20 protein-coding genes are annotated in these 23,266 nt (G+C 44.9%); 13 read left to right on the top strand and 7 right to left on the bottom strand.

The features are described from left to right. Positions 1 to 5 precede the first annotated feature (5 nt). The 3 genes from H8706_RS04185 to H8706_RS04195 are packed head-to-tail and all read left to right on the top strand — an operon-like array spanning position 6 to position 1,774. The gene (locus H8706_RS04185) at positions 6 to 494 is read left to right on the top strand and encodes a DUF4330 domain-containing protein (protein WP_262431620.1); all 489 of its coding nucleotides are present in this window, start codon (positions 6 to 8) and stop codon (positions 492 to 494) included. 19 nt (positions 495 to 513) lie between these two features. Continuing rightward, the gene (locus H8706_RS04190) at positions 514 to 1,230 is read left to right on the top strand and encodes a hypothetical protein (protein WP_178347202.1); all 717 of its coding nucleotides are present in this window, start codon (positions 514 to 516) and stop codon (positions 1,228 to 1,230) included. A gap of 4 nt (positions 1,231 to 1,234) precedes the next feature. Beyond that, a complete protein-coding gene (locus H8706_RS04195; protein WP_262431621.1) occupies positions 1,235 to 1,774 on the top strand; it encodes an NUDIX hydrolase in 540 nt (179 codons plus the stop codon). Positions 1,775 to 1,836: 62 nt separating this feature from the next. Here H8706_RS04195 and H8706_RS04200 read toward each other — a convergent pair whose 3' ends face one another. Both H8706_RS04200 and H8706_RS04205 read right to left on the bottom strand, forming a co-directional pair. Further along, complete coding sequence (locus H8706_RS04200; protein WP_262431622.1) at positions 1,837 to 2,421, bottom strand: ANTAR domain-containing response regulator; 585 nt, start codon at positions 2,419 to 2,421, stop codon at positions 1,837 to 1,839. A gap of 20 nt (positions 2,422 to 2,441) precedes the next feature. Further along, complete coding sequence (locus H8706_RS04205) at positions 2,442 to 3,665, bottom strand: glutamine synthetase family protein (protein ID WP_178347205.1); 1,224 nt, start codon at positions 3,663 to 3,665, stop codon at positions 2,442 to 2,444. A 309-nt stretch (positions 3,666 to 3,974) separates the two neighbouring features. Between H8706_RS04205 and H8706_RS04210 the strand changes: the two genes are divergently transcribed. The 4 genes from H8706_RS04210 to H8706_RS04225 all read left to right on the top strand — a co-directional run bounded on the left by H8706_RS04210 (position 3,975) and on the right by H8706_RS04225 (position 13,795). Then, complete coding sequence (locus H8706_RS04210; protein WP_262431623.1) at positions 3,975 to 6,068, top strand: glutamine synthetase III family protein; 2,094 nt, start codon at positions 3,975 to 3,977, stop codon at positions 6,066 to 6,068. Positions 6,069 to 6,187: 119 nt separating this feature from the next. Continuing rightward, positions 6,188 to 7,768 (top strand): asparagine synthase B, encoded by a 1,581-nt coding sequence (gene asnB, locus H8706_RS04215; RefSeq protein ID WP_262431624.1) that lies wholly within the window; start codon positions 6,188 to 6,190, stop codon positions 7,766 to 7,768. Positions 7,769 to 7,789: 21 nt separating this feature from the next. Next, positions 7,790 to 12,307, top strand: coding sequence for a glutamate synthase large subunit (gene gltB / locus H8706_RS04220; protein ID WP_262431625.1), 4,518 nt, complete (start codon positions 7,790 to 7,792; stop codon positions 12,305 to 12,307). 12 nt (positions 12,308 to 12,319) lie between these two features. Continuing rightward, positions 12,320 to 13,795 carry a glutamate synthase subunit beta gene (locus H8706_RS04225; RefSeq protein WP_262431626.1) on the top strand — a complete coding sequence of 492 codons (1,476 nt, stop codon included), beginning with the start codon at positions 12,320 to 12,322 and terminating at the stop codon, positions 13,793 to 13,795. A 137-nt stretch (positions 13,796 to 13,932) separates the two neighbouring features. Here the strand turns inward: H8706_RS04225 and lysA are convergent, their stop codons facing one another. Beyond that, positions 13,933 to 15,234 (bottom strand): diaminopimelate decarboxylase, encoded by a 1,302-nt coding sequence (lysA, locus tag H8706_RS04230; protein WP_262431627.1) that lies wholly within the window; start codon positions 15,232 to 15,234, stop codon positions 13,933 to 13,935. Between the two features lie 66 nt (positions 15,235 to 15,300). Continuing rightward, entirely contained in the window at positions 15,301 to 16,065 is a 765-nt protein-coding gene (locus tag H8706_RS04235; protein ID WP_262431628.1) for a hypothetical protein, read from the bottom strand. 128 nt (positions 16,066 to 16,193) lie between these two features. Here H8706_RS04235 and H8706_RS04240 point away from each other — a divergent pair, with 128 nt between their 5' ends. The 3 genes from H8706_RS04240 (at position 16,194) to H8706_RS04250 (ending at position 17,896) form a co-directional block, all read left to right on the top strand. Beyond that, entirely contained in the window at positions 16,194 to 16,331 is a 138-nt protein-coding gene (locus H8706_RS04240) for a hypothetical protein (RefSeq protein ID WP_178347211.1), read from the top strand. Between the two features lie 115 nt (positions 16,332 to 16,446). Next, on the top strand, positions 16,447 to 17,325 hold the full coding sequence (gene dpsA, locus H8706_RS04245) for a dipicolinate synthase subunit DpsA (RefSeq protein ID WP_178347212.1): 879 nt from the start codon (positions 16,447 to 16,449) through the stop codon (positions 17,323 to 17,325). Then, positions 17,315 to 17,896: a dipicolinate synthase subunit B gene (locus tag H8706_RS04250; RefSeq protein ID WP_262431629.1), complete on the top strand. Its 582-nt coding sequence runs from the start codon at positions 17,315 to 17,317 to the stop codon at positions 17,894 to 17,896. Before dpsA ends, H8706_RS04250 begins: the two co-directional genes overlap by 11 nt. A 320-nt stretch (positions 17,897 to 18,216) precedes the next feature. Here H8706_RS04250 and H8706_RS04255 read toward each other — a convergent pair whose 3' ends face one another. Continuing rightward, complete coding sequence (locus H8706_RS04255) at positions 18,217 to 18,603, bottom strand: hypothetical protein (protein ID WP_262431630.1); 387 nt, start codon at positions 18,601 to 18,603, stop codon at positions 18,217 to 18,219. A 31-nt stretch (positions 18,604 to 18,634) separates the two neighbouring features. Continuing rightward, positions 18,635 to 19,261: a tRNA (guanosine(46)-N7)-methyltransferase TrmB gene (gene trmB, locus H8706_RS04260; RefSeq protein ID WP_316636458.1), complete on the bottom strand. Its 627-nt coding sequence runs from the start codon at positions 19,259 to 19,261 to the stop codon at positions 18,635 to 18,637. Positions 19,262 to 19,389: 128 nt separating this feature from the next. Between trmB and recD2 the strand changes: the two genes are divergently transcribed. Genes recD2 through H8706_RS04275 form a run of 3 tightly spaced genes read left to right on the top strand, consistent with a single transcriptional unit; the run spans position 19,390 to position 23,066 of the window. Beyond that, complete coding sequence (gene recD2, locus H8706_RS04265) at positions 19,390 to 21,660, top strand: SF1B family DNA helicase RecD2 (RefSeq protein WP_262431632.1); 2,271 nt, start codon at positions 19,390 to 19,392, stop codon at positions 21,658 to 21,660. Continuing rightward, complete coding sequence (locus tag H8706_RS04270) at positions 21,605 to 22,378, top strand: ComF family protein (protein ID WP_262431633.1); 774 nt, start codon at positions 21,605 to 21,607, stop codon at positions 22,376 to 22,378. Before recD2 ends, H8706_RS04270 begins: the two co-directional genes overlap by 56 nt. Next, a complete protein-coding gene (locus H8706_RS04275) occupies positions 22,335 to 23,066 on the top strand; it encodes a DUF6062 family protein (RefSeq protein WP_262431634.1) in 732 nt (243 codons plus the stop codon). Before H8706_RS04270 ends, H8706_RS04275 begins: the two co-directional genes overlap by 44 nt. 4 nt (positions 23,067 to 23,070) lie before the next feature. Here H8706_RS04275 and H8706_RS04280 read toward each other — a convergent pair whose 3' ends face one another. Next, a complete protein-coding gene (locus H8706_RS04280) occupies positions 23,071 to 23,229 on the bottom strand; it encodes a hypothetical protein (RefSeq protein ID WP_262431635.1) in 159 nt (52 codons plus the stop codon). Positions 23,230 to 23,266: the final 37 nt, after the last annotated feature.

Genomic DNA, 23,266 nt, shown 5'->3' on the forward strand with positions numbered 1-23,266 from the left:
TGAAAATGATAATTGATGAAAAAGGCAAAATATTCGGAAAAATTAACATTATCGACCTTTTAGCGGTTTTGATAATTGTTGTGTCGGTTGCCGCCGTTTGCTTTAAATTCGGCTTTTCCGCACACAAAAACGTCGGCTCGGCAGGCGACGAAATAACCTATGTTATGAAGATTAAGGCAATCCGCGATATATCTGCGGACGCGCTTAATATCGGCGACAGTCTTACCGAAAAGACCACAAAAAAGAAAATAGGCAAAATTATCGACAAAAGAGTTGAGCCGGCAAAAGAGGTTGTCAACAAGGCGGACGGAACGCTTACAGGCGAAGTTGAAATTCCCGAAAGGTATGACGTTTACATCACGGTGAAGGGAAGCGGAACGGCTAACGACACGGGATATTTTCTTGACGGAACGTATCAAATCGGCGTATTTTCGTCGGTTGTGTTCTCAAGCAGATACATCGAAACGACCGGCACGGTTACCGAAATAAAATAAATTTTTGAGGGTGGGGGCTATGGCAAAAAAAATAATATCACTCTTTACCGCTTTAATTATTTTGACATCCTTTAATGTTTGCAGTGCAAAAAACGCGGTCGATTCCATCATCGGCACCGACGCGCAGTTTGTCATTCTTGCGACGGTTACAAATATTTCGGACAACACGTTTGAGCTTACAAAGGGGTTTGCAATCCGCCAGAAAGAAAACGTGAACATTCCCGACACAATCACCGTTACAAAGTTTAAATACGGCTACTGCGTCGAGCATGCGGACAATTATAACAATCCGCAAATGGGGGATAATATAATCGTTGCGCTCGATTATTCGGGCGGTGCGTATCATATAAACTCCGACGCGTTTATGGTGGACAATGTTTCGGCAGGCGCAAAGGTGAAAGTGCCCGAGGAAATTAAGAATTACGACTGCATAAATGAGCTTTTGGCGCTCGGATATTACATACATTCGGGCGGTGAGCGCACCGAATACGAATATTCCAACAACTTGGTTTATGCAATCGGCAGCGGCGGAGAAAAGTTTGAAATCAACCGCCGTGCGGACGATTATGTAGTGTATTTCAACAAAAATAAAACTGATTTGGCAGATAAACCGCAGGTTCCCGAAAGTCCGCGCAATGTGTCCAAAATTATTATTCTGTTCCTTTTGTTCGGCGTGATATTCGGAATTTTGTGCGTTGTGTCCGCAAATTACATTCTATCAAGAAAGGACGGCTGATTTCGTGATAGTTAAAGAAAAAACGATTGAAACAACCCATATTTTTAAAGGCAGAATTATAGATGTCAGCGTTGACACGGTGGTGCTCCCCGACGGCAAAAAAGCTTCGCGCGAGCTGGTGCGCCACCCCGGCGGTGTGTGCGTTGTGGCATACGACGGCGATAATATTTATCTTGTAAAGCAGTACCGCAAGCCGTATGACGAGGTTGTGACCGAGCTTCCGGCAGGCAAGCTTGAATACGGTGAAGACCCGCTTGAATGCGGTAAACGCGAGCTGTTGGAGGAGGCCGGAATGACCGCCGAAAATTTTGAGAGTCTGGGAAAATTCTATTCGTCGCCCGGATTTTGCAGCGAAACGATTTATGCGTATCTTGCGACGGGTCTTAAAAAGTTCGGTCAGCATCTTGACGAGGACGAATATCTTGACGTTATCAAGGTTAAGTTTGACGATGCGGTGAAAATGGTTATGAACGGCGAAATATGCGACGGAAAATCCGTTTCGGCAATTTTAAAATCCGCGTTTGTTTTGAGAAATAAAATTTAAGATGAATATGTCCGTAGGTGACGGACAATAAAAAACGGGACGATGCCCGCATCGTCCCGTTTTTACGTTTCATACGTTCTTATAATATTTCCCGCCACCTCACGGCGCGGAATTCTCAAATCCATTGCCTGTTTTTCTATGTAATAATGCGCGTCTTTTTCACTTAAATTGAGCTTTTCCATAAGTAACCATTTTGCGCGGTTGACAACGCGTATATCCGCCATTTTTTCTTTCAGCGACTTGGTTTTTTCCTCTATTTTTCTAAGCTTTTTGTTGTATGCAGACACAAGCTTTAACGCACTGTAAAAATAATGCGCCGAAAGCGGTTTTGACAGCGTGAACACGCCGTTGTCCTCCACTTTGTAGGCAACCTGTGAAAAAACGTCGTTTTTCACCATAAGCAAAATTCCCATATTCGTTTCGGACATATCAAGCGCGAGCATTATGCCGAAATCGTCGGGGAGCGGTGTGTTGATGATAAGAATATCCGCACCGTTATCCGCAAGCATACGCTTTGCCTCGCCGGCGCTTTTCGCGCGCACGGCAGGCATAAATTCGCTGACGGGAAGAAGATTTGCTATATATTCAAACGCTTTGTCCGCGCCCGACGCAACAACAACCCTTAATTTTTCTTTTTCAGGTTTCATATTCGCCCCTCCGAAAAGAATTATTTAATGTGCGACTGTGCGAATAAATCCGCAAAGCCCTCGGGCAGATATTTTGCCACAAAGGCGCTGTTTTTCGCCTCGGCATAAGCCTCGGCAAAGTTTTGCGGAAGGGTTCTGTAATTTTTAAGCGCGTCGGCGTCGGCTTGATAAAGGTTTATATTTGCCGGATACGGCGGCTGCATATTGTTGTCTATACCGTCAATTCCGGCGTAAATTATGAGCGCATATGCAAGATACGGATTTGCCATCGGGTCGGGCGAACGAAGCTCAATACGCTCAAAATCGCCTTTTGCGGCAGGTATTCTTATAAGCTGTGAGCGGTTTTCGTGCGACCACGTGATGTATTTGGGCGCTTTTAATTCGCCGAAACGCTCATACGATGTTTCGCACGGGTTTAAAAACATTGTAATTTCGCTGATATGCTCCATAATTCCTGCCATAAACGGCGCGTTTCTGTCTTTGCCGTCGGTGCATTTTACCGAAATGTTTATGTGCATACCGTTTCCGCTTTTTCCCTTTATGGGCTTGGGCATAAACGACGCATAAAGTCCGTTGTGCGCCGCCGCGGCTTTTACAACGGTGATAAAATTCATTGCGTTGTCCGCAGCCGACATTGCGTCGCTGTAACGGAAGTCGATTTCGTTCTGACCGGGACCCTCCTCGTGGTGCGAGCTTTCGGGCAAAATTCCCATTTCAAGAAGTGTAAGGCAGATTTCGCGTCTTATATTCTCGCCCTTGTCCTCGGGCGCAACGTCCATATATCCGGCGGTGTCGAACGGTATTCCCGTGGGTTCGCCGTCGTCGTCGGTTTTGAAAAGATAAAACTCAAATTCCGAGCCGAAATTCACGGTAATTCCCTTACTCTTTGCGTATTCCGCTGCCTTTTTGAGTATGTGGCGCGAATCGTTTTCAAACGGTGTGCCGTCGGGATATTTAATATCGCAGAACATACGCACAACCTTGCCCTGTGACGGACGCCACGGCAAAATATTTATTGTCGACGGAATGGGAAAAAGCAAAAGGTCGGACTTTATTCCGCAGTTAAAGCCGAGAACCGCGGACGCGTCAAACGAAATGCCGTCCTCAAACGCGCGTTTTAACGAGTCGGGCATAATGGAAATGTTTTTCTGATTTCCGAAAATGTCGCAGAACGCAAGACGTATAAACTTAACGTCCTCGTCGTTTATAAACTCCAAAACATCTTCATAAGAATAGGTATACATAAGATTTTCAGCTCCTTTGAAAAGCAAAAAATTTAGCCTTTGTTTGATTTTAACAGTATATCACACCGCGAATTTGTTGTCAATAATTCAATTTGCACAAAACGTCAAAAAAATTAAATTAACACTTGACATATTTCGTTTTCGGTGCTATACTTTACCCATAAAGCGACAAGGACGCCGCAGACAGGGAAAAAATGTCTGTGGCATTTTTTGTTTTTACATAGGAATTTAAAGCGACAAGGAAGTCACTTAAGGAGTTTATCCTTAATACCCTTGCCGCTTTTTTTATTAAGAAAAGGGGTAGATATTATGAACACAGTTTCAAGCGAATTTGGCTCAATGGTATTTGATGACGCGGTTATGCAGGCACGTTTACCCAAGGAAACATACAAAGCGCTCAGAAATACCATTAAAAACGGAAAACATCTTGATTTGTCGGTTGCAACGGTTGTTGCAAACGCGATGAAGGACTGGGCGGTTGAAAAGGGCGCAACACATTTCACGCATTGGTTCCAGCCTATGACGGGTGTTACAGCCGAGAAACACGACAGTTTTATTTCACCCAGAGATAACGGCAAGGTTATTATGGAATTTTCGGGAAAAGAGCTTATTCAGGGCGAGCCTGACGCATCGTCTTTCCCGTCGGGCGGACTCCGCGCAACCTTTGAGGCGAGAGGCTACACCGCGTGGGACGCTACATCTTATGCATTTATTAAAGACAATATCTTGTGCATACCCACAGTTTTCTGCTCATACGGCGGTGAGGCGCTCGACCAGAAAACAGCGCTCCTTCGTTCTATGGAGGCAATTAACAAACAGGCTTTGAGAGTTCTTAAACTTTTCGGCAACGAGGACGTTAAATCGGTTAAAACAACGGTAGGACCCGAACAGGAATATTTCCTTGTTGACAAGGCGCTTTACGACCAGAGAAAAGATTTGATTTACACAGGCAGAACGCTCTTCGGCGCACGTCCCCCGAAAGGACAGGAGCTTGACGACCACTACTTCGGCGCAATCAAACCGAGAGTTGCGGAGTTTATGAAAGAGCTTAACACCGAGCTTTGGAAACTCGGAATTTTGGCAAAAACAGAGCATAACGAGGTTGCGCCGGCACAGCACGAGCTTGCACCGATTTTCACAACCTCCAATATTGCGGCTGACCACAACCAGCTTACGATGGAAATTATGCAGAAAGTCGCAAAGAAACACGATATGGTTTGCCTGCTCCACGAAAAACCGTTCGCCGGTGTAAACGGAAGCGGAAAACACAACAACTGGTCGATTTCCACCGACACGGGTGCAAACCTTTTGGAACCCGGTGCAACGCCTTACGAAAATGCGCAGTTCCTGCTCTTCCTTGCGGCGGTTATCAAATCGGTTGACGAATATCAGGACCTTTTGAGAATTTCGGTTGCAAGCGCAGGCAACGACCACCGTCTCGGTGCAAACGAGGCGCCCCCGGCGATTGTTTCAATGTTCCTCGGCACCGACCTTTCGGAAATCCTCGACGCAATCGTAAACGACACAGCTTATGACTCGAAAGAAAAAGAGATTATGCGAATAGGCGTTCACACGCTCCCGAAATTCCCGAAAGATACCACCGACAGAAACAGAACAAGCCCGTTTGCATTTACGGGTAACAAATTTGAGTTCCGTATGCTCGGTTCTGCGTCGTCAATATCGTGCGCAAACACGGTTTTGAACACTGCGGTTGCAGAAACGCTCAAAGAATTTGCAGATTATCTTGAGGGCAGGGACGATTTTGAAAAAGCGCTCCACGACCTTATCAAAGATACAATCAAGGCGCACAAACGCATCATCTTCAACGGCGACGGCTACGACGACAAGTGGGTTAAAGAGGCAGAGTCGCGCGGACTTTTGAACCTTAAAACCACACCCGAGGCGCTCGCACATTTGCTTGACGAAAAGAACATCAGGCTTTTTGAGAGCCACAAGGTTTACAGCAAGGCGGAGCTTACCGCACGTTATGAAGTGCTTAACGAAAGTTACGGCAAGATTATCAACATTGAGGCGCTTACAATGCTTGATATGGCGAGAAAAGACATTCTCCCCGCAATGAGCGAATTTGCAAAGAAACTTTCAAAATCGGCGCTCGAAAAGAAAGAGTTTGTTGCCGATGTTGATTTGACATATGAAAAAGAAACGGTTAAAAAGCTCGGCGATATGACAAAAGAAGCTTACAAACACGTTTTGAAACTGGAGGAGGATTTGAGTGCGGCAAAAGACATCACCTCCGCACCCGAATACGCAATGTACTGCAAGGATAAAATCCTTCCCGATATGGCGGCGCTCCGCATAAGCGTTGACAGTGCAGAGGCTATTTCCTCCAAGAAAGATTGGCCTTATCCTTCCTACGGCGAGCTTTTGTTCGGTGTAAGATAAGGCAAAAAGCAGAGAAAAAATAATAAATTATGATAAGCCGAACCGTTACGTTCGGCTTGTCTCGGCATAAACGGCAAGCCGTTAAAATGTGCTTTAATACATTCAAGGAGGATTTAGCTATGTGTTCTGTTATGGGCTGCTTTGACGAAAAAATTTCCGAGAAGGATTTTATAAACGGGTTTGAAAGAACAAAATCACGAGGTCCCGATATGTCAAAAGTAGAAAATTACAACGGCGCAAGACTCGGTTTTCACCGTCTTGCAATTATGGGACTGACAAAAGAGGGTATGCAGCCTTTTAATTTTGATAACGCACATCTTGTATGCAACGGCGAAATATATTTGTTCCGTCCGCTCAAAGAGGAGCTTATTAAAAAGGGCTATAAATTCAAAAGCGACTCGGACTGCGAAATTCTTCTTCCGTTGTATAAAGAATACGGCACCGATATGTTTAAAATGCTGGATGCGGAATTTGCTCTCATCATTTACGACGAAAAAGACAAAAGCGTTGTTGCCGCGCGTGATCCGTTCGGCATAAGACCGCTTTTCTACGGATACACCGAAAACGGCAAAATCATATTTGCGTCTGAGGCGAAAAACCTTGTAAAGCTTTGCAAAAAGGTTATTCCGTTTCCGCCGGGATATTATTATAAGGACGGAAAATTTGTGTGCTACCGCGACATTTCAAAGGTTGACAAATTTTCGGATGATGACGTTGAAACCGCGTGCAAAAAGATAAGAGAAAAACTTATAAGCGGTATTAAAAAACGTCTTGACGCGGACGCACCGGTTGGATTTTTGCTTTCGGGCGGTCTTGATTCGTCGCTGGTATGTTCGGTTGCGGCGTCGCTTTCTGATAAACCGATTAAAACCTTTGCAATCGGTATGGACAAAGACGCGATTGACTTAAAATACGCAAAAGAGGTTGCGGACTACATCGGTGCGGAGCATACCGAGGTTATCATTTCGCGTGATGACGTTATAAAGGCACTTCCCGAGGTTGTAAAACTTTTGGGAACATACGACATCACCACAATAAGAGCGTCAATCGGTATGTATCTTGTGTGCAAATACATTCACGAAAACACCGATTTGCGCGTGCTTTTGACAGGTGAAATTTCGGACGAGCTTTTCGGCTACAAATACACCGATTTTGCACCGTCGCCCGAGGAATTTCAGAAAGAGGCGGAAAAAAGGGTGTCCGAACTTTATATGTATGACGTTCTGCGTGCGGACAGATGTATTTCGGTAAACTCGCTTGAGGCGCGCGTTCCGTTCGGCGACCTTGATTTTGCGTCGTATGTTATGAGCATAAAACCCGAAATTAAGATGAATACTTATAACAAAGGAAAATATCTTCTCCGTCACGCTTTTGAGGGCGACTATCTGCCGTATGACATTCTGATGCGTGAAAAGGCGGCGTTTTCGGACGCGGTAGGTCATTCTATGGTAGACGATTTGAAAGAATACGCAAACGATATGTATACCGACACCGAATATGCAAAGCTTCGCGAAAGATACACTTTTGCAAAGCCGTTTACAAAAGAGTCGCTTTTGTACCGCGAACTTTTCGAGGAATATTATGAAGGTCAGGCGGAAATGGTTAAAGATTTCTGGATGCCCAATAAAGAGTGGGAGGGCTGTAAGGTTGACGACCCGTCGGCAAGGGTGTTGTCAAACTACGGCGACAGCGGAAAATAAAGAGGAAGGAGTAACCGTATTATGGATAATAACGGGAATAATAAGAGCTTATATAAACCTTCGTTTGAACACGACGCGTGCGGTATCGGCGCGGTTGTGAGTATAGATAACAAAGCGTCACACAAAATTGTTGAGGACGCACTTCTGATTGTTGAAAAGCTTGAGCACCGCGCCGGCAAAGACTTTGCCGGCGAAATCGGCGACGGCGTGGGCATTATGCTTCACGTTTCGCACAAATTCTTTAAAAAGACGGGCAAAAAGCTCGGCATAGATTTGGGCGGCGAGGGCGACTACGGCGTGGGAATGTTTTTCTTTCCGCGCAACGCGCTTTTGCGCAAACAGGCGCAGAAAATGTTTGAGGTAATATGCAAAAAGGAAAACGTTGAATTTTTAGCCTGGAAAGAGGCAGAGGTTGACGCGTCGGTACTTGCGGAAAACGCGAAAAAAGATATGCCGTATATTGCGCAGTGCTTTATAAAACGTCCCGAAAATGTGGAAAAAGGCCTTGATTTTGACAGAAAATTATACATTGTAAGACGTCTTTTCGAGCAAAGCGTGGAAAACACGTATGTTGCGTCGCTTTCGTCGAGGACTATAGTTTACAAAGGTATGTTTCTGGTAAATCAGCTCCGCAAATTCTATATGGATTTGCAGGATAAAGACTACGAAAGCGCCGTTGCAATGGTACATTCGAGATTTTCCACAAACACGTTCCCGAGCTGGGAAAGAGCGCACCCGAACAGATTTATTCTGCACAACGGCGAGATTAACACAATCCGCGGAAATGCCGACAGAATGGCGGCGCGCGAGGAAACAATGCAGTCGGAAGTATTAAAAGACGATATGGACAAAATTCTGCCCGTTATAAGCAAAGAAGGTTCCGACTCGGCTATGCTTGACAACGTTCTGGAATTTTTGGTTATGAGCGGTATGCCTCTTCCTCTTGCGGTTATGATAACAATTCCCGAACCGTGGAAAAACGACGAAAATATAAGCCGTGAAAAACGCGACTTATACAGATATTACGCTACAATGATGGAGCCGTGGGACGGTCCTGCGGCGATACTTTTCACCGACGGCGACGTTATGGGCGCTTGTCTTGACAGAAACGGACTCCGCCCTGCAAGATATTACATCACAAAGGACAACAGACTTATTTTGTCGTCCGAGGTGGGCGTTCTCGACATTCCGAGCGATGAAATTCTGGTAAAATCGCGCTTGAAACCGGGCAAAATGCTCCTTGTTGATATGAAAAACAAGCGCATTGTGTCGGACGAGGAATGTAAGGAATATTACGCGAAAAGAAAGCCGTACGGCGAGTATCTCGATGCGTGCCTTGCAACGCTGGAGTCGCTCCCCGTTCCCAATGAAAAACCCCAGCACTATTCCGACGACGAAAGAGCGCGTCTTTACAAGGCTTTCGGCTACACCTACGAGGACATCACGGGCGCAATTCTGCCTATGGCGAAAAACGGCGCAGAGCCGATTGTTTCAATGGGTATCGACACTCCGCTTGCGGTTTTGTCGAAAAACCACCCTCCGCTGTTTAACTATTTCAAACAGCTTTTTGCACAGGTTACAAATCCGCCGATAGATGCTTTGAGAGAAAAAATCGTTACCGATACAACCGTTTACGTCGGCTCGGACGGAAATATTCTGGACGACAAAGCGGAAAACTGCCGTGTGCTTAAAATTGCAAATCCCATTCTCACCGACGTTGACCTTATGAAGATAAGAAACATCAAAAAAGAAGGATTTAAAACCGAAACGGTTTCTATTTTATATTATAAAAACACGTCGCTCAAAAAAGCTTTGGACAAGCTTTTTGTAGAGTGCGACAAGGCATACAGAGGCGGTGCGAACATCATAATTCTGTCCGACCGCGGAGTTGACGAAAACCACGTTGCAATACCGTCACTTCTTGCGTTGTCGGCAATGGAGCAGTATCTTATAAAAACCAAAAAACGCACCGCGGTGTCAATCATTCTCGAAAGCGGCGAGCCGAGAGATGTTCACCATTTTGCGCTTTTGCTGGGCTACGGCGCGAGGGCGGTAAATCCTTATCTTGCGCAGGAGTGCATTGCAAATCTTATTGACGAAAACCGTCTTAACAAAGACTATCACACCGCGATTGCCGACTACAACACCGCAATTTTGAACGGCATTGTCAAAATCGCGTCGAAAATGGGTATTTCAACCTTGCAGTCGTATCAGTCGGCGCAGATTTTTGAGGCAATAGGCATAAATCACAATGTTATAGACGAATATTTCACCAACACCGTCAGCGAGGTTGAGGGTGTGGGACTTAAAGAAATCGGCGCGGACGTTGAATGGCGCCACAACAGAGCGTTTGACCCATTGGGACTTGGCACCGACGAAATTCTGGACAGTGTCGGCGCGCATAAAATGCGCAGCGGCGAGGACAAAGAGGACCATTTGTATAACCCCGAAACCATTATCGCACTGCGCGAGGCAACGCAAAAGGGTTCGTACAAACGGTTTAAAGAATACACCGCAATGGTGGACGACGAAACACGTCCGCACACTCTGCGCGGACTTTTGGATTTTGCGTTTGACGAAAAAGACGCAATTCCGATAGACGAGGTTGAAAGCGCAAGCGAAATTGTGAAACGTTTCAAAACGGGCGCAATGTCGTACGGTTCAATCTCAAAAGAGGCGCACACCTGTATGGCGGTTGCTATGAACAGGCTCGGCGGAAAATCAAATTCCGGTGAGGGCGGTGAGGACCCGGCGCGTTACAACACCGAGGAAAACAGCGCAATCAAGCAGGTCGCGTCAGGAAGGTTTGGTGTTACGAGCGAATATTTGGTGAGCGCGAAGGAAATTCAGATTAAAATGGCACAGGGCGCAAAACCGGGTGAGGGCGGACATCTTCCGGGCAAAAAAGTTTATCCCGAAATTGCAAAAAACAGATATTCAACCCCCGGCGTGTCGCTTATTTCGCCTCCGCCTCATCACGATATTTACTCCATTGAGGACTTGGCACAGCTTATTTACGATCTCAAAAATGCAAACAAAAACGCCGATATTTCGGTTAAACTTGTTTCCGAGGCAGGCGTGGGAACGGTTGCAACGGGTGTTGCAAAAGCCGGTGCGGGCGTAATTCTCATTTCGGGTTATGACGGCGGTACGGGCGCGGCACCGCAAAGCTCGGTGCACAATGCCGGACTTCCGTGGGAACTCGGACTTGCCGAAACGCATCAGACGCTTGTTAAAAACAACCTCCGTTCGCGCGTACGTCTTGAAACGGACGGCAAGCTTATGAGCGGCCGCGACGTTGCAATCGCGTGTATCCTCGGCGCCGAAGAATTCGGTTTTGCCACTGCTCCGCTGGTAACAATGGGATGTGTTATGATGAGAGTGTGCAACCTCGACACCTGCCCCGTGGGAATTGCAACGCAGAACCCGACGCTCCGCAAAAGATTTTGCGGACGAAGCGAGTATGTTATGAACTTTATGATGTTCATAGCCGAGGAACTGCGCGAAATTATGGCAAAACTCGGCATACGCACGGTGAGCGAGCTTGTCGGCAGAACAGACAAACTGCGCGTTAGAAAAAACAGCATTGCAAAGAACGTTACAAAGCTTGATTTGTCGTCGGTAATCGGCGAAACACAGAACATTCACTATGTGAAAGGCGACGAATTTGACTTTAAGCTTAAAGATACTATAGACGAAAAAGTGCTTATTCCGAAGTTTAAAAAAGCGTTTGACAAAAAGGAAAGATGCGAAATAAACGTTGATATTTCAAGCACAAACCGAAGTTTTGCAACAAATTTGGGTTCGGAAATCACCAAAAAATTCAAAAACACGCTTGAAAACGATACCTACAAGGTTAACTGTTTCGGCGGCGGCGGTCAGTCGTTCGGCGCGTTTATCCCGAAAGGCCTGACGCTTAATCTTAAGGGCGACAGCAACGACTATTTCGGAAAAGGTCTGTCGGGCGGTAAACTGGTTGTTTCTCCCGACGATAAAAGCACTTTTGACGCGTCGGAAAACATCATCATCGGAAATGTTGCGCTCTACGGTGCGACAAGCGGTGAGGCTTATATAAACGGTATCGCCGGCGAGAGATTTTGCGTGAGAAATTCGGGCGCAACTGCGGTCTGCGAGGGCTGCGGCGACCACGGCTGTGAATATATGACGGGCGGACGTGTGGCGGTTCTCGGCAAAACGGGCAAAAACTTTGCCGCAGGTATGAGCGGAGGCATTGCATACGTTCTGGACGAAAACCACGATTTCTATCTGCGCCTTAACAAAGGTATGGTTATAATGAGCGGTGTCGCCGAAAAGAGCGATATTGAAACGCTCAAAACTATGCTTGAGGCACACGTTAAAGAAACAAATTCAAAACGCGGAAAAGAAATTCTTGATAATTTTGAAAAATATCTGCCTTTGTTTAAGAAAATCATACCGACCGATTATCAGAAAATGCTCAAATGCACCGCACGTTTTGAGGAAAAGGGTATGAGCCGTAAGGAAGCCGAGCTTGAGGCATTTTACGAAATGTCGAGATAGGAGGATTAAAAGATGGGAAAACCAACGGGTTTTTTGGAATATGAAAGACATTCAAACCATTCTGTACCGCCGAAGGACAGAGTTAAAAATTTTGACGAGTTTCATCCGCCCTTAAACGACGAGGAGCGCAAAAAGCAGGGCGCAAGATGTATGAACTGCGGTGTGCCGTTTTGTCAGTCGGGTATGAAGCTGGACGGCTTTGTTACGGGTTGTCCTCTGCACAATCTTATTCCGGAGTGGAACGACGAAATTTACAACGGCAATATGCACGAGGCGTATTTAAGGCTTATTAAAACCAACAATTTCCCCGAATTTACTGGCAGAGTTTGTCCTGCGCTGTGCGAGGCGGCGTGCACTTGCGCTATGAACGGCTATGCCGTGACGGTTCGCGAAAACGAACTTTACACCATAGAAAATGCGTTTGCAAACGGATTTGTAAAACCCAAGAAAAAGGGTGTGCCGAGCGGTAAAAAAATTGCCGTTATCGGCGCGGGCCCGGCAGGTCTTGCCGCGGCGGATACGTTAAATATGCGCGGTCATTCGGTGACGGTTTTCGAGCGCGAGAAAAAAATCGGCGGACTTTTGATGTACGGCATACCGAATATGAAGCTTGACAAAAGCGTTATCGCGCGCCGTGAGGATATTATGCGCAAAGAGGGTGTGGAGTTTAAAACGGGCATTGACATCGGCAAGGATGTTAACGCGAAAGAAATTTTAAAAGAGTTTGACGCGGTTATCATTGCCTGCGGTTCAAAGACCGCGCGCGACATAAAAGCCGAGGGACGCGACGCAAAAGGCATTTATTTTGCGGTGGATTATCTTTCGGAGGCAACGCGTTTTGTGACGGGCGAAACCGACAAGCTCGGCATTGACGCAAGGGGCAAAAATGTTGTTATCGTCGGCGGCGGCGACACGGGCAACGACTGTGTGGGAACTGCAATAAGACAGGGCTGTAAGTCGGTTGTTCAGCTTGAAATGATGGAAAAACTCCCCGACGCGCGCCCCGTGGGCAACGAGTGGCCGAGATGGCCCAAGGTTTGCAAAACCGATTACGGTCAGGAGGAGGCGCTCGCGGTATTCGGCAGCGACCCGAGAATTTACAAAACCACCGTAAAAGAATTTATAAAAGACGAAAAAGGTGCGTTAAAAGCAGTTAAAACCGTGCTTTTGGAGAAAAAAGAGGACGAAAAAACGGGCAGATTTGTGATGAGCGAGGTTAAGGACAGCGAAAAAATTCTCCCGTGCGAGCTTCTTCTCATCGCGGCAGGATTTGTCGGCGCGGAGGATTATGTCACAAAAGCGTTTAACGTTAAAAAAGGAAACCGCGGAAATATCGACGCGAATGACGAGGAGTATAAAGCGGACGGCAAAATTTTTGCCGCAGGCGATTGCAGACGCGGTCAGTCGCTCGTTGTGTGGGCGATTGCCGAGGGCAGAGAGTGCGCCAAGGCGGTTGATAAATATTTGATAGAAATTGAAAATATGTAGAAAATTTAACGGAACCGAAAATTAACCCGAATAAGACGGGACAATGCGGGCATCGTCCCGTTCGGCACGGTAAGATCATAAAGCAAAAAAGCCTTGAATTATCAAGGCTTTTTGTGTTATGGTTTTTAAAATATTTTTTATAAAATATCGTTTTTAATCAAATCTTCATATGTTTCGCGTTTAACTTTAAGGCTTGCTTTGCCGTTTTTCACAAACACCATTGCAGGACGGCAAAGACGGTTATAATTGCTCGCCATAGAATAGTTATACGCGCCGGTTGACATAACGGCAACTATATCACCCGAATTTATTTTCGGCATTTTTGCGTCTTTAATGATAATATCGCCCGACTCACAGCACTTTCCGCAGATTGTCACAACCTCGTCCGCAGTTTCGTTCGCCCTGTTTGCAATCGCCGCGTCGTATTCCGCGCCGTAGAGGATATATCTCGGGTTGTCGCCCATTCCTCCGTCCACCGAAACGTATTTGCGGACATTTTTAATATCTTTCACCGTGCCTGCGGTGTAGAGCGTAATGCCTGCGTCGCCGACGAGTGAACGTCCCGGTTCCATAAGGATAAACGGCATTTTAATGTTTCTTTCCGCGCACTCGGTTTTTATGACTTTCGACACTTCCTCAATATATTTTTCATACTCGGGCGGTGTGTCGCTTTCGATATATTTTATGCCGAAACCGCCTCCGAGATTAAGCTCGGAAATTTCAACGCCAAGTTCATTTTTAATTTTTTCGGCAAATTCAATCATAATTTTTGCCGCAAGCTTAAACGGCTCAAGCGAGAAAATCTGCGAGCCGATATGGCAGTGCAGACCGGCAATTTCAAGGTTTTTAAGCGATTTTGCGTATTTTACAATTTCAAAAGCCTCTCCGTTTTCTATCGCAACACCGAATTTCGAGTCTATCTGACCTGTTGAAATAAATTCGTGCGTGTGTGCGTCAACACCCGGTTTTATGCGGAAAAGCACCTTTGCGGTTTTGCCTTTTTTCTCGCATATTTCGTTTACGATGTCAAGTTCTCTTGCGTTGTCGGCAACAATTCTGCCGACGTTCTCGCCGATTGCAAATTCCAGTTCATCATAGGTTTTGTTGTTGCCGTGAAAATAAATTTTCTCACTGTCAAAGCCCGATTTCAATGCGGTGTATAACTCTCCGCCGGACACAACGTCCGCGCCGAGTCCCTCCTCTGACGCGATTTTATACATATACATCGTCGAAAGCGCCTTTGACGCGTAGAGAATAAGTCCGTTTCCGCTGTAAAACGAATTGAGCGAGTTTTTGTATGCGCGCATTGCCGTGCGGATATGCTCTTCGTCCATAACATACAGCGGTGTGCCGTATTCTTTCGCCAAATCCACCGTGTCACAGCCGCCGATTACAAGATGATTTTTTTCGTTGACAGATAAATTTTTCGGTATAAACATTTTTGTTGCCGTCCTTCCCGTATTTGCTTTTATTTTCACCGTTTTACCGTATTACAAACTAAAAATTTATGATAATTTGAGGCATAAAACACTGCCGTCAAGATAAAGCACAACGCTGTGCGCGCCCTTTTTAAACGCAACTTCGTCTTCGGGCACCGACGGGTCGTCAAGGCAGATAAATCCGTTGTTTTTCATAAGCGTGATGTATTTTGCAACCTGCTCGAGATAAATTTTTTCGCCGTCGTATTTGTAAATCATTCCGTCATCGCATTTTTCTGCGCCTATTCTTTTAACGTCCACCGTGTTTTCCAGCATAGGAACTTCAATTTCAAAGTCGTATTTATACGGAACAAATTCAAAATCTTTCATATTTTTGCTCGGAATTGTAATGTTTGCAACGCGCTTTTCGCCGTCCCACGCAACGCTCGCAAGCTCTTTTAACGCACTTACGTAAATAACCGTGTAGCCGTTTATGTTAAAGCTTTCGGTTTTTTTGCCGTTTACATATGTCACAATATCGGTATCCGACGCTGCGGAAACAACTTTTCCCGCGTCCGATTTGTCAAAGCGGTAAACGGCGTCGTCTGTGCCGGAAATCTGCTTGTCCGACAGCGTGATGTCAACGCGTCTTTCGTTTGCGTTCCATTCAACGTTAAACCCGTAATTTTTGAGCGCCGACGCGTACACCGCGGTTTGATTGTTTAGGTTGTACGTTGAAATCGGGTAGTTGTTTATGTACGCGCAAATATCGGTGGTGCGCACCTCGTTTTGTGCATACACCGCCGTTGATATTAAAAACACAAATATTAAAACCGAAAAAAACTTTTTCATCAAAACCGCTCCTTTGTATACATTATATACGTAAAATAACGGCTTGTCAATTATTTAGGAAAATCGTCATAATTTTGAAAAATTTGAAAATAATAATAGCATAAATTTATAAAAACGGAGTGGTAAAAATGTGCAAATGTTTAAAGGCGGTAAAAATAGCGGCGTTTATGATGATTGCGGTGTCGGCGGTAAAAACCGCGGTGCAAATTGCAAAGTCGGTGCCGGTGATTTTAACCGCGTCAAAGGTGATAAAGAAAATCGGCTGAATTTAATAGAAATTTCTTTGCGGACGGACATTTTTTGTCCGTTCTTTTTTTGCACAAATTTTGGAATTTCACATAATATATATTAAAAATGTGTGCGTAAAAGGGGATTGTCAAAATGAAAAATATTTTGATTTTGGGCGGAGATATGCGGTTTATAACGGTTGCAAATCTTCTTCGCGGTGACGGCTTTGACGTGTCGGTGTACGGCTTTAAAAAAAGTGCGTCGTTTTTGCCCGATATTGATTTTCCGTCCAATTTAAACGAGGCGGTTGAAAGGTGCGATGCGGTTTTGACTCCGCTTCCCGTCACCAAGGACCAAATAACCGTTTTTGCGCCGTTTGCAACAAACGAAATATATCTCGACGAGGTTTTGAGTTTAATGGAAAATAAGCCGTTTTTGTGCGGTATGGCGAGCGAAGAGCTAAAAAAAAGCGCGCGAAAATGGGGTGCGCATTTGATAGATTATTTTGAGAGCGAATATCTCACCGTGTCGAACTGTGTGCCCACAACCGAGGGAGCAGTAAGCATTGCCATAGAAAACACGCCGTTTACAATTTTCGGCTCAAATGCTTTGGTTTTGGGGTTCGGCAGAGTGGGACGCCATCTTTCAAAAACGCTTCAGGCGCTCGGCGCCGATACCTATGTTGAGGCGCGCAAAGAGGCAGACCTTGCTTGGATTGACGCGCTCGGCTACAAAAAAGTTCCGCTTGCAAAACTTGATAACTGTATACAAAATTTTGATATAATTTTCAACACCGTTCCGAGCATAATTTTGGACGCACCGCGCCTTGAAAAACTAAAAAAAGGGTGCGTTATCATTGACCTTGCATCTTATCCTTACGGCGCGGACGTTAATTTCTGCCGCGAAAATAAGATTAAATATATTCTTGCAAGCTCTCTGCCGGGCAAATTCGCTCCGCAGTACGCAGGAAAAATAATAAAGGAAACTGTTTGCAATCTTCTTTTTGAGGAGGTGTTTAAAAGTGAAATTTGAAAACCTTACCGTCGGATTTGCCGTGACAGGTTCGTTCTGCACGCTGAAAAAAACAGTTGCGCATATCCGCGATTTAACCGAAAACGGCGCGGATGTAATACCGATTATGAGTGAAATCACATATAACACCGACACGCGGTTCGGCAAAGCGGAGGACTTTATTTCGGAGATAAAAAGCATTACGGGAAACGAAATTATCACTTCAATAAAAGGCGCCGAGCCGATAGGTCCGAAAAATATTCTGGACGCTTTAATCATTGCGCCGTGCACGGGAAACACGCTTTCAAAAATCGCGCTCGGTATGACCGACTCGTGCGTTGCAATGGCGGCAAAGGCAAATTTAAGAAACGAAAATCCGCTTGTCATTGCGGTGTCCACAAATGACGGACTGGGCGCAAGTGCACAGAATATTGCGCATCTTATGAACGCGAAAAACGTTTATTTTGTGCCGTTCGGGCAGGACGACGCGGTGAAAAAGCCCAATTCGCTTGTTGCCGATATGTCGAAAATTGCCGATACGCTTGATTTTGCGCTTTCGGGCAGACAAATTCAGCCGATTTTAAAAGTATAAAAATAAACGGAACGGCAATTAGTCCCACCCCGATAAGGAAACATTGGTTTTGAAATCCGTATTTTAAGTTTATACGTCGTCAAAAAGACACCGTATACGTCAGTATTACGTTGTCTTTTTTTCTTGTCTAAAGCTTAAACTACAATTTTCAAAACTGCTTTGCACCCTGAAAACAAAATTTTTTGACGAAGTTCAAGGCAAAAAAGCGAGTAATCCTGTCGGATTTCGAGCTTTTTTAACGCAGAAATTCGCAAAAAAGATGTTTAACAGGGCAATGCTTCCTTACCGGGGTGGGGCTTTTTTGCCGTTCCGTTTTAAATTTAATTAAGTTTTTTTCCGCATTTCTGGCAGAAATTCGAGTCGGGTGCATTTTCAAATCCGCATTCGCACACCTTTTTTGCCGTGTTCTGCTCGCCCTGCTCCTGTGCCCTTATTTCGTCAAGACGTCTTTTGTGCGCCTTAATTTCGTTAATTTTCTGCGTAATCCCGTCGCAGTCCGTCTTAACCGCGTCGGGAACTTCCGCGCCCGTCATATACATATTGTAAATTTTCACGCCGATTTCCTGCGCGATTTTAAGTTTTTGCTCTTTACATTCGTTTATCGCGCCGTCAAGCCGCGATTTCTCCAAGAGCTCCTTTGAGCTTTCGGTAACCGACGAAACGCCCTTGTTAACCTCGTATACAACCCTGTCAAAAAAATTTGCCATAATCTTTTCACTCCCAAATTAAAAATATAGTCTAAAATACAACCTCACAGCGGTATATCGGCTGACCTTTTTCCGAAAAAAGCTTTTCGTATTCGGTCATAACATTGCCCTCAAATCCGCTTTTATGAAGATTTAAAGTGATGTTTTTCATATTAAGCCCGAAATCCGCAAACGAATTTAAGGAAAACTCAAAAAGGTCTGTGTTGTCGGTTTTAAAATGAAGCTCACCGCCGTCTTTTAAAATGTTTTTGTAAATTTCAAGAAAATTCTTATGCGTGAGCCGTCTTTTTGCCTGACGGTTTTTCTTCCACGGGTCGCAGAAATTTATATAAATCCTGTCAAAAACCTTTCCGCGCTCAAAATCGGCAAAATTGTTCGCGTCGCCGGCAAAAAACTTCACGTTTTTTATGTTCTCATTTTTGATTTTCTCTGCGGCGAGAAGCAAAACGTCAAGATTTTTTTCCGCGGCAAGAAAGTTTATGTTCGGGTTAAGTTTTGCCGTTTCGGTGATGAACCGGCCTTTTCCGCACCCTATTTCAAGGTGCACGGGGTTGTCGTTGTCAAACAGCTTTTCCTCTGTTTTAATTTTTTCAAAATCGTTTATAATAAAGTCCGCGCACGCATTAAGACGGTCGTCGCGGTGCTTTTTCTTTCTCATTCGCATAAATATTTTTTCCTTTTCGCTTGTTTTGTTAAGTATAACACCTGCGCAGAAAAATGTCAACATATTGACTTTAAAACGCAAAAAGACTATAATTATTACAGAACTTTATAAGGACTGATAAAATGCAAGGCGCACCGCTTGAAAGCTACGTCGGCGAGATTGCCGAAATTATATATCAAAACGAGGACAACGGCTATACAATCGCGGAATTTGAAACAAAGGACATTATGTTTACCGCGGTCGGATATATGCCGTCGGTCAGTGCGGGCGAACGGCTTAAAATATCGGGAAAATGGGTTGAACACCACACCTATGGCGAGCAGTTTAAAATTGAGGTTTACGAAAAGTGCGCGCCGAAGGGCGAGGGCGCGATTTTGAGGTATCTTTCGAGCGGAATTATTTCGGGCGTTCGCGAGGCGACGGCGAAAAAAATTGTGGAAAAATTCGGCGAAGATACGCTTGATGTTATAGAAAACCACCCGTTAAAACTTGCCGAAATAAAGGGCATAAGCGCGCAGAAAGCGGTGCTTATAAGCCAAAGCTATATAGAAAAAATGGGCGCGTCGACGCTGGTTATGTTTTTACAGCAGTATTCCGTTTCGGTAAATCTTGCCGCGAAAATTTACAAAAAAATCGGCTCGGGCGCGGTGGATTTTATAAAGAAAAATCCGTATATTCTGTGCGACGAAATAGACGGCGTGGGTTTTAAAACCGCCGACAGTATCGCGCTTTCTATGGGATTTTCAAAAACAAACGCCGGAAGAATTAAATCGGGCACGCTGTATGCGTTAAAGCTCAACACAACTTTCGGACATACCTATCTTCCGCGGAATATCCTGGTTTCGGAGGCAACCCGTCTTTTGGAGGCGGACAGCGCCGAGGTGGAATTTGCCGTTGAGTCGCTCATTATTCAGGGACTTATCATCAGCGAAAAAACGGACGTCGAGGAGAGAATTTACACATATGCGCACCACTGCGCCGAAAAATATGTTGCCGAAAAAATGCGCGATGTTGCGGGCGTTTACTTTGAAGAGGACGACGCGTCGCTTTTAAAACAGATTGAACGAATAGAAAAATATCAGAATATCAGCCTTGCGCAAAACCAGAAAAGCGCGGTTATGAACGCGGTAAAATGCGGTGCAAGCATAATAACGGGCGGACCGGGAACGGGAAAAACCACTATTATAAACACGGTTTTGGAACTTTTTAAAATGCGCGGACTAAAATGTGCGCTTACCGCGCCGACGGGCAGAGCCGCAAAGCGTATGGCGCAAATCTGCGGTATGGAGGCAAAAACGATACACCGTCTTTTGGGTGCAGGCTATTCCGACGGCGACGATAATCTTACATTCTGCGCGGACGAGGAAAATCCGCTCGCGTACGACGTTGTGATTGTGGACGAGATGTCTATGGTGGATATTCTGCTTATGCAAAGCCTTTTAAAAGCGGTAAAGCACGGCAAACGCCTTATTATGGCAGGCGACGTAAATCAGCTCCCGTCTGTGGGTCCGGGCAACGTTTTAAAGGATATTATAAAAAGCGGAATTGTTAAAACTACCTATCTTACCGAAATTTTCAGACAGGCTGAAAAAAGTATGATTGTTGTGAACGCGCACAAAATCATACACGGTGAAATGCCCGTATACAACGGCAAAAACACCGATTTTTTCTTTGCAAATCTTCCCGACGCAAACCGCGGTTCGGACTATATAATTTCGCTTGTCACCGACAAGCTTGTGAGAAAATATGACGTTTCGCCGTTTGACATTCAGGTGCTCTCGCCGTATAAAAAAGGCATTGCAGGCATTATAAACTTAAACGCAAAATTACAGGAAAAAATCAATCCGTTTGACATAAAGAAAAATCAAAAGGATTTCGGCGATATAACCTTCCGCGAGGGCGACAAGGTTATGCAGAACCGAAACAATTACGACATCAAGTGGACGGACACCGAAACGGGCGAGGAGGGAAGCGGTGTTTTCAACGGCGATGTCGGGTATATTCAGTTTATAAATCATTCGCTTAAAAATATGACGGTGATTATGGACGAAAAAAGTGTGGTTTACGATTTTAAAAATCTGGACGAGCTTGACCTTGCGTATGCTATAACGGTGCATAAATCGCAGGGCAGTGAGTTTAAAATTGTTGTTATCCCAGTGTATGACGGGCCGTATATGCTTCTTAACAGAAATCTTTTATACACCGCGGTGACGAGGGCAAAAAACGTTGCGGTGCTGGTGGGGAGCGAAAATATCATACGGAAAATGATTGACAACAACAAGGAAACAAGGCGCTATTCGGGGCTTTGCGATTTTCTTATAAGAGGTGACACTAAAGTTGACATCGGAGCAAACGGCGAAAATTTTAAAGACGGTAAAGGAAGCCTTTCTTAACATATTCTTTCCCAAAAAGTGCGTTTACTGCGGTAAAATTCTCGGCTACAAGTCAAATTTGAGCCTATGTTTACAGTGCGCCGGAAAATGTATGACGCGCGAGAAACCTCTGCGCGATTTTGAAACAAAATATTTCGACTCTGCGCTGTGTGCGTCGTATTACGAAAAGCATATGAGAAACGCAATTCTCAATTTTAAATTTCACGCAGTGACGTATCTTGCGCCTACTTTTGCGCATATTCTGCTTTTAAAGCTGAAAGAGGATTTCCGCTTTGCGTATGCGGACATCATCACGTGCGTTCCGCTCGGCAGGGCGCGTCTTGCAAAAAGAGGCTACAATCAGTCGGAGCTTGTCGCACGCGAAGCGTCAAAGTCGCTTTCGGGCGAGTTTATAAGCAATCTGCTCTTTAAGGTTAAAGATGTTCCTCCGCTTTCCAAAATGACGGCGGCAAAAAGGCGCAGAGCGGTTAAGAACGCGTATAAATTCAACAACAATTTTGACATAAGAGGCAAAACCGTGTTGCTTATAGACGATATTTTCACCACGGGCGCGACGGTTAACGAGTGCGCGCGTATTTTAAAGCTTAACGGCGCAAAGAGTGTTTTTGCAATGTGCGTATGCGAAACACGGCAAAAAGGTTTGTTTGAAAACGATTTACATAAGGAGAATTTTGATGAAAGAAAAAATTTATACAATTCCGATAAACGACGCGTTTGACAAAAACTGCGAATGTGCGGTGTGCGCCTTTATGCGTGAGGAGGAAAAAAAGCTTATCGACTACACAGTCGGCGCGAGTATGATGGAGCCGGACGTGCGCGAGGTGACAAACAAAAAAGGCTTTTGCAAAAAGCATTTTAACGATATTTTCAACACGCCGAACAAATTGAGCTGTGCGCTTGTAACCCAGACGCATATGGAGGAAATCATAAAAAATTTAAAACTCGGCAATGAGAAAATCGAAAAGACGGAAAAGGGATTTTTCAAGAAAAAGGACGGCTTTGACACGGCGCTTTTGTCGGAAACTGCGGATATAGAGAAGCTTAATTCGTCCTGTGCGGTGTGTGACAGGCTTGATGATATTCTTGATAAATTTTTGCAAAATCTCATTTATCTTTACGAAACCGAGCCGGAATTTAAGGAGAAATTTTTAAATTCAAAGGGATTTTGCCTGCCCCATTTTGAAAAGCTTTTAAAGTCGGCGTCAAAACATTTGAAAGGCGCAAAAAAAGAGAAATTTGCGCACGAAATTTATAAAATCGAAATCGAGCATCTCGAGCGCAACCTCGGTGACCTTAAGAATTTTATAAAAAAATTCGACCACCGGTACATAAACACCGAATTTGAAAATTCGCGCGACGCACTTTCACGTTCGGCGCAGAAAATTTCGGGTTATTTTGATGAATAAATTTTTAAAAATCTCCGAGCGTTTTTGCAATGCTTTCGGAGATTTTTTTATTTACAAATTTTTTCAGCTCCGCGTTTTCCTTATATTCGCGCGGTGTGTAAATTTTTTCGTCGGACAGATCTTTAATATGCACGGTTTTGCAGAGAATTTTTGATTTTTTCATTATCTCACCCCGTTTATGCTATGTTTTTCCGCCATTT

Origin of the sequence: Qingrenia yutianensis (assembly GCF_014385105.1) — a bacterium.
In the GTDB taxonomy this organism is placed as follows: Bacteria; Bacillota; Clostridia; order UMGS1810; family UMGS1810; genus Qingrenia; species Qingrenia yutianensis.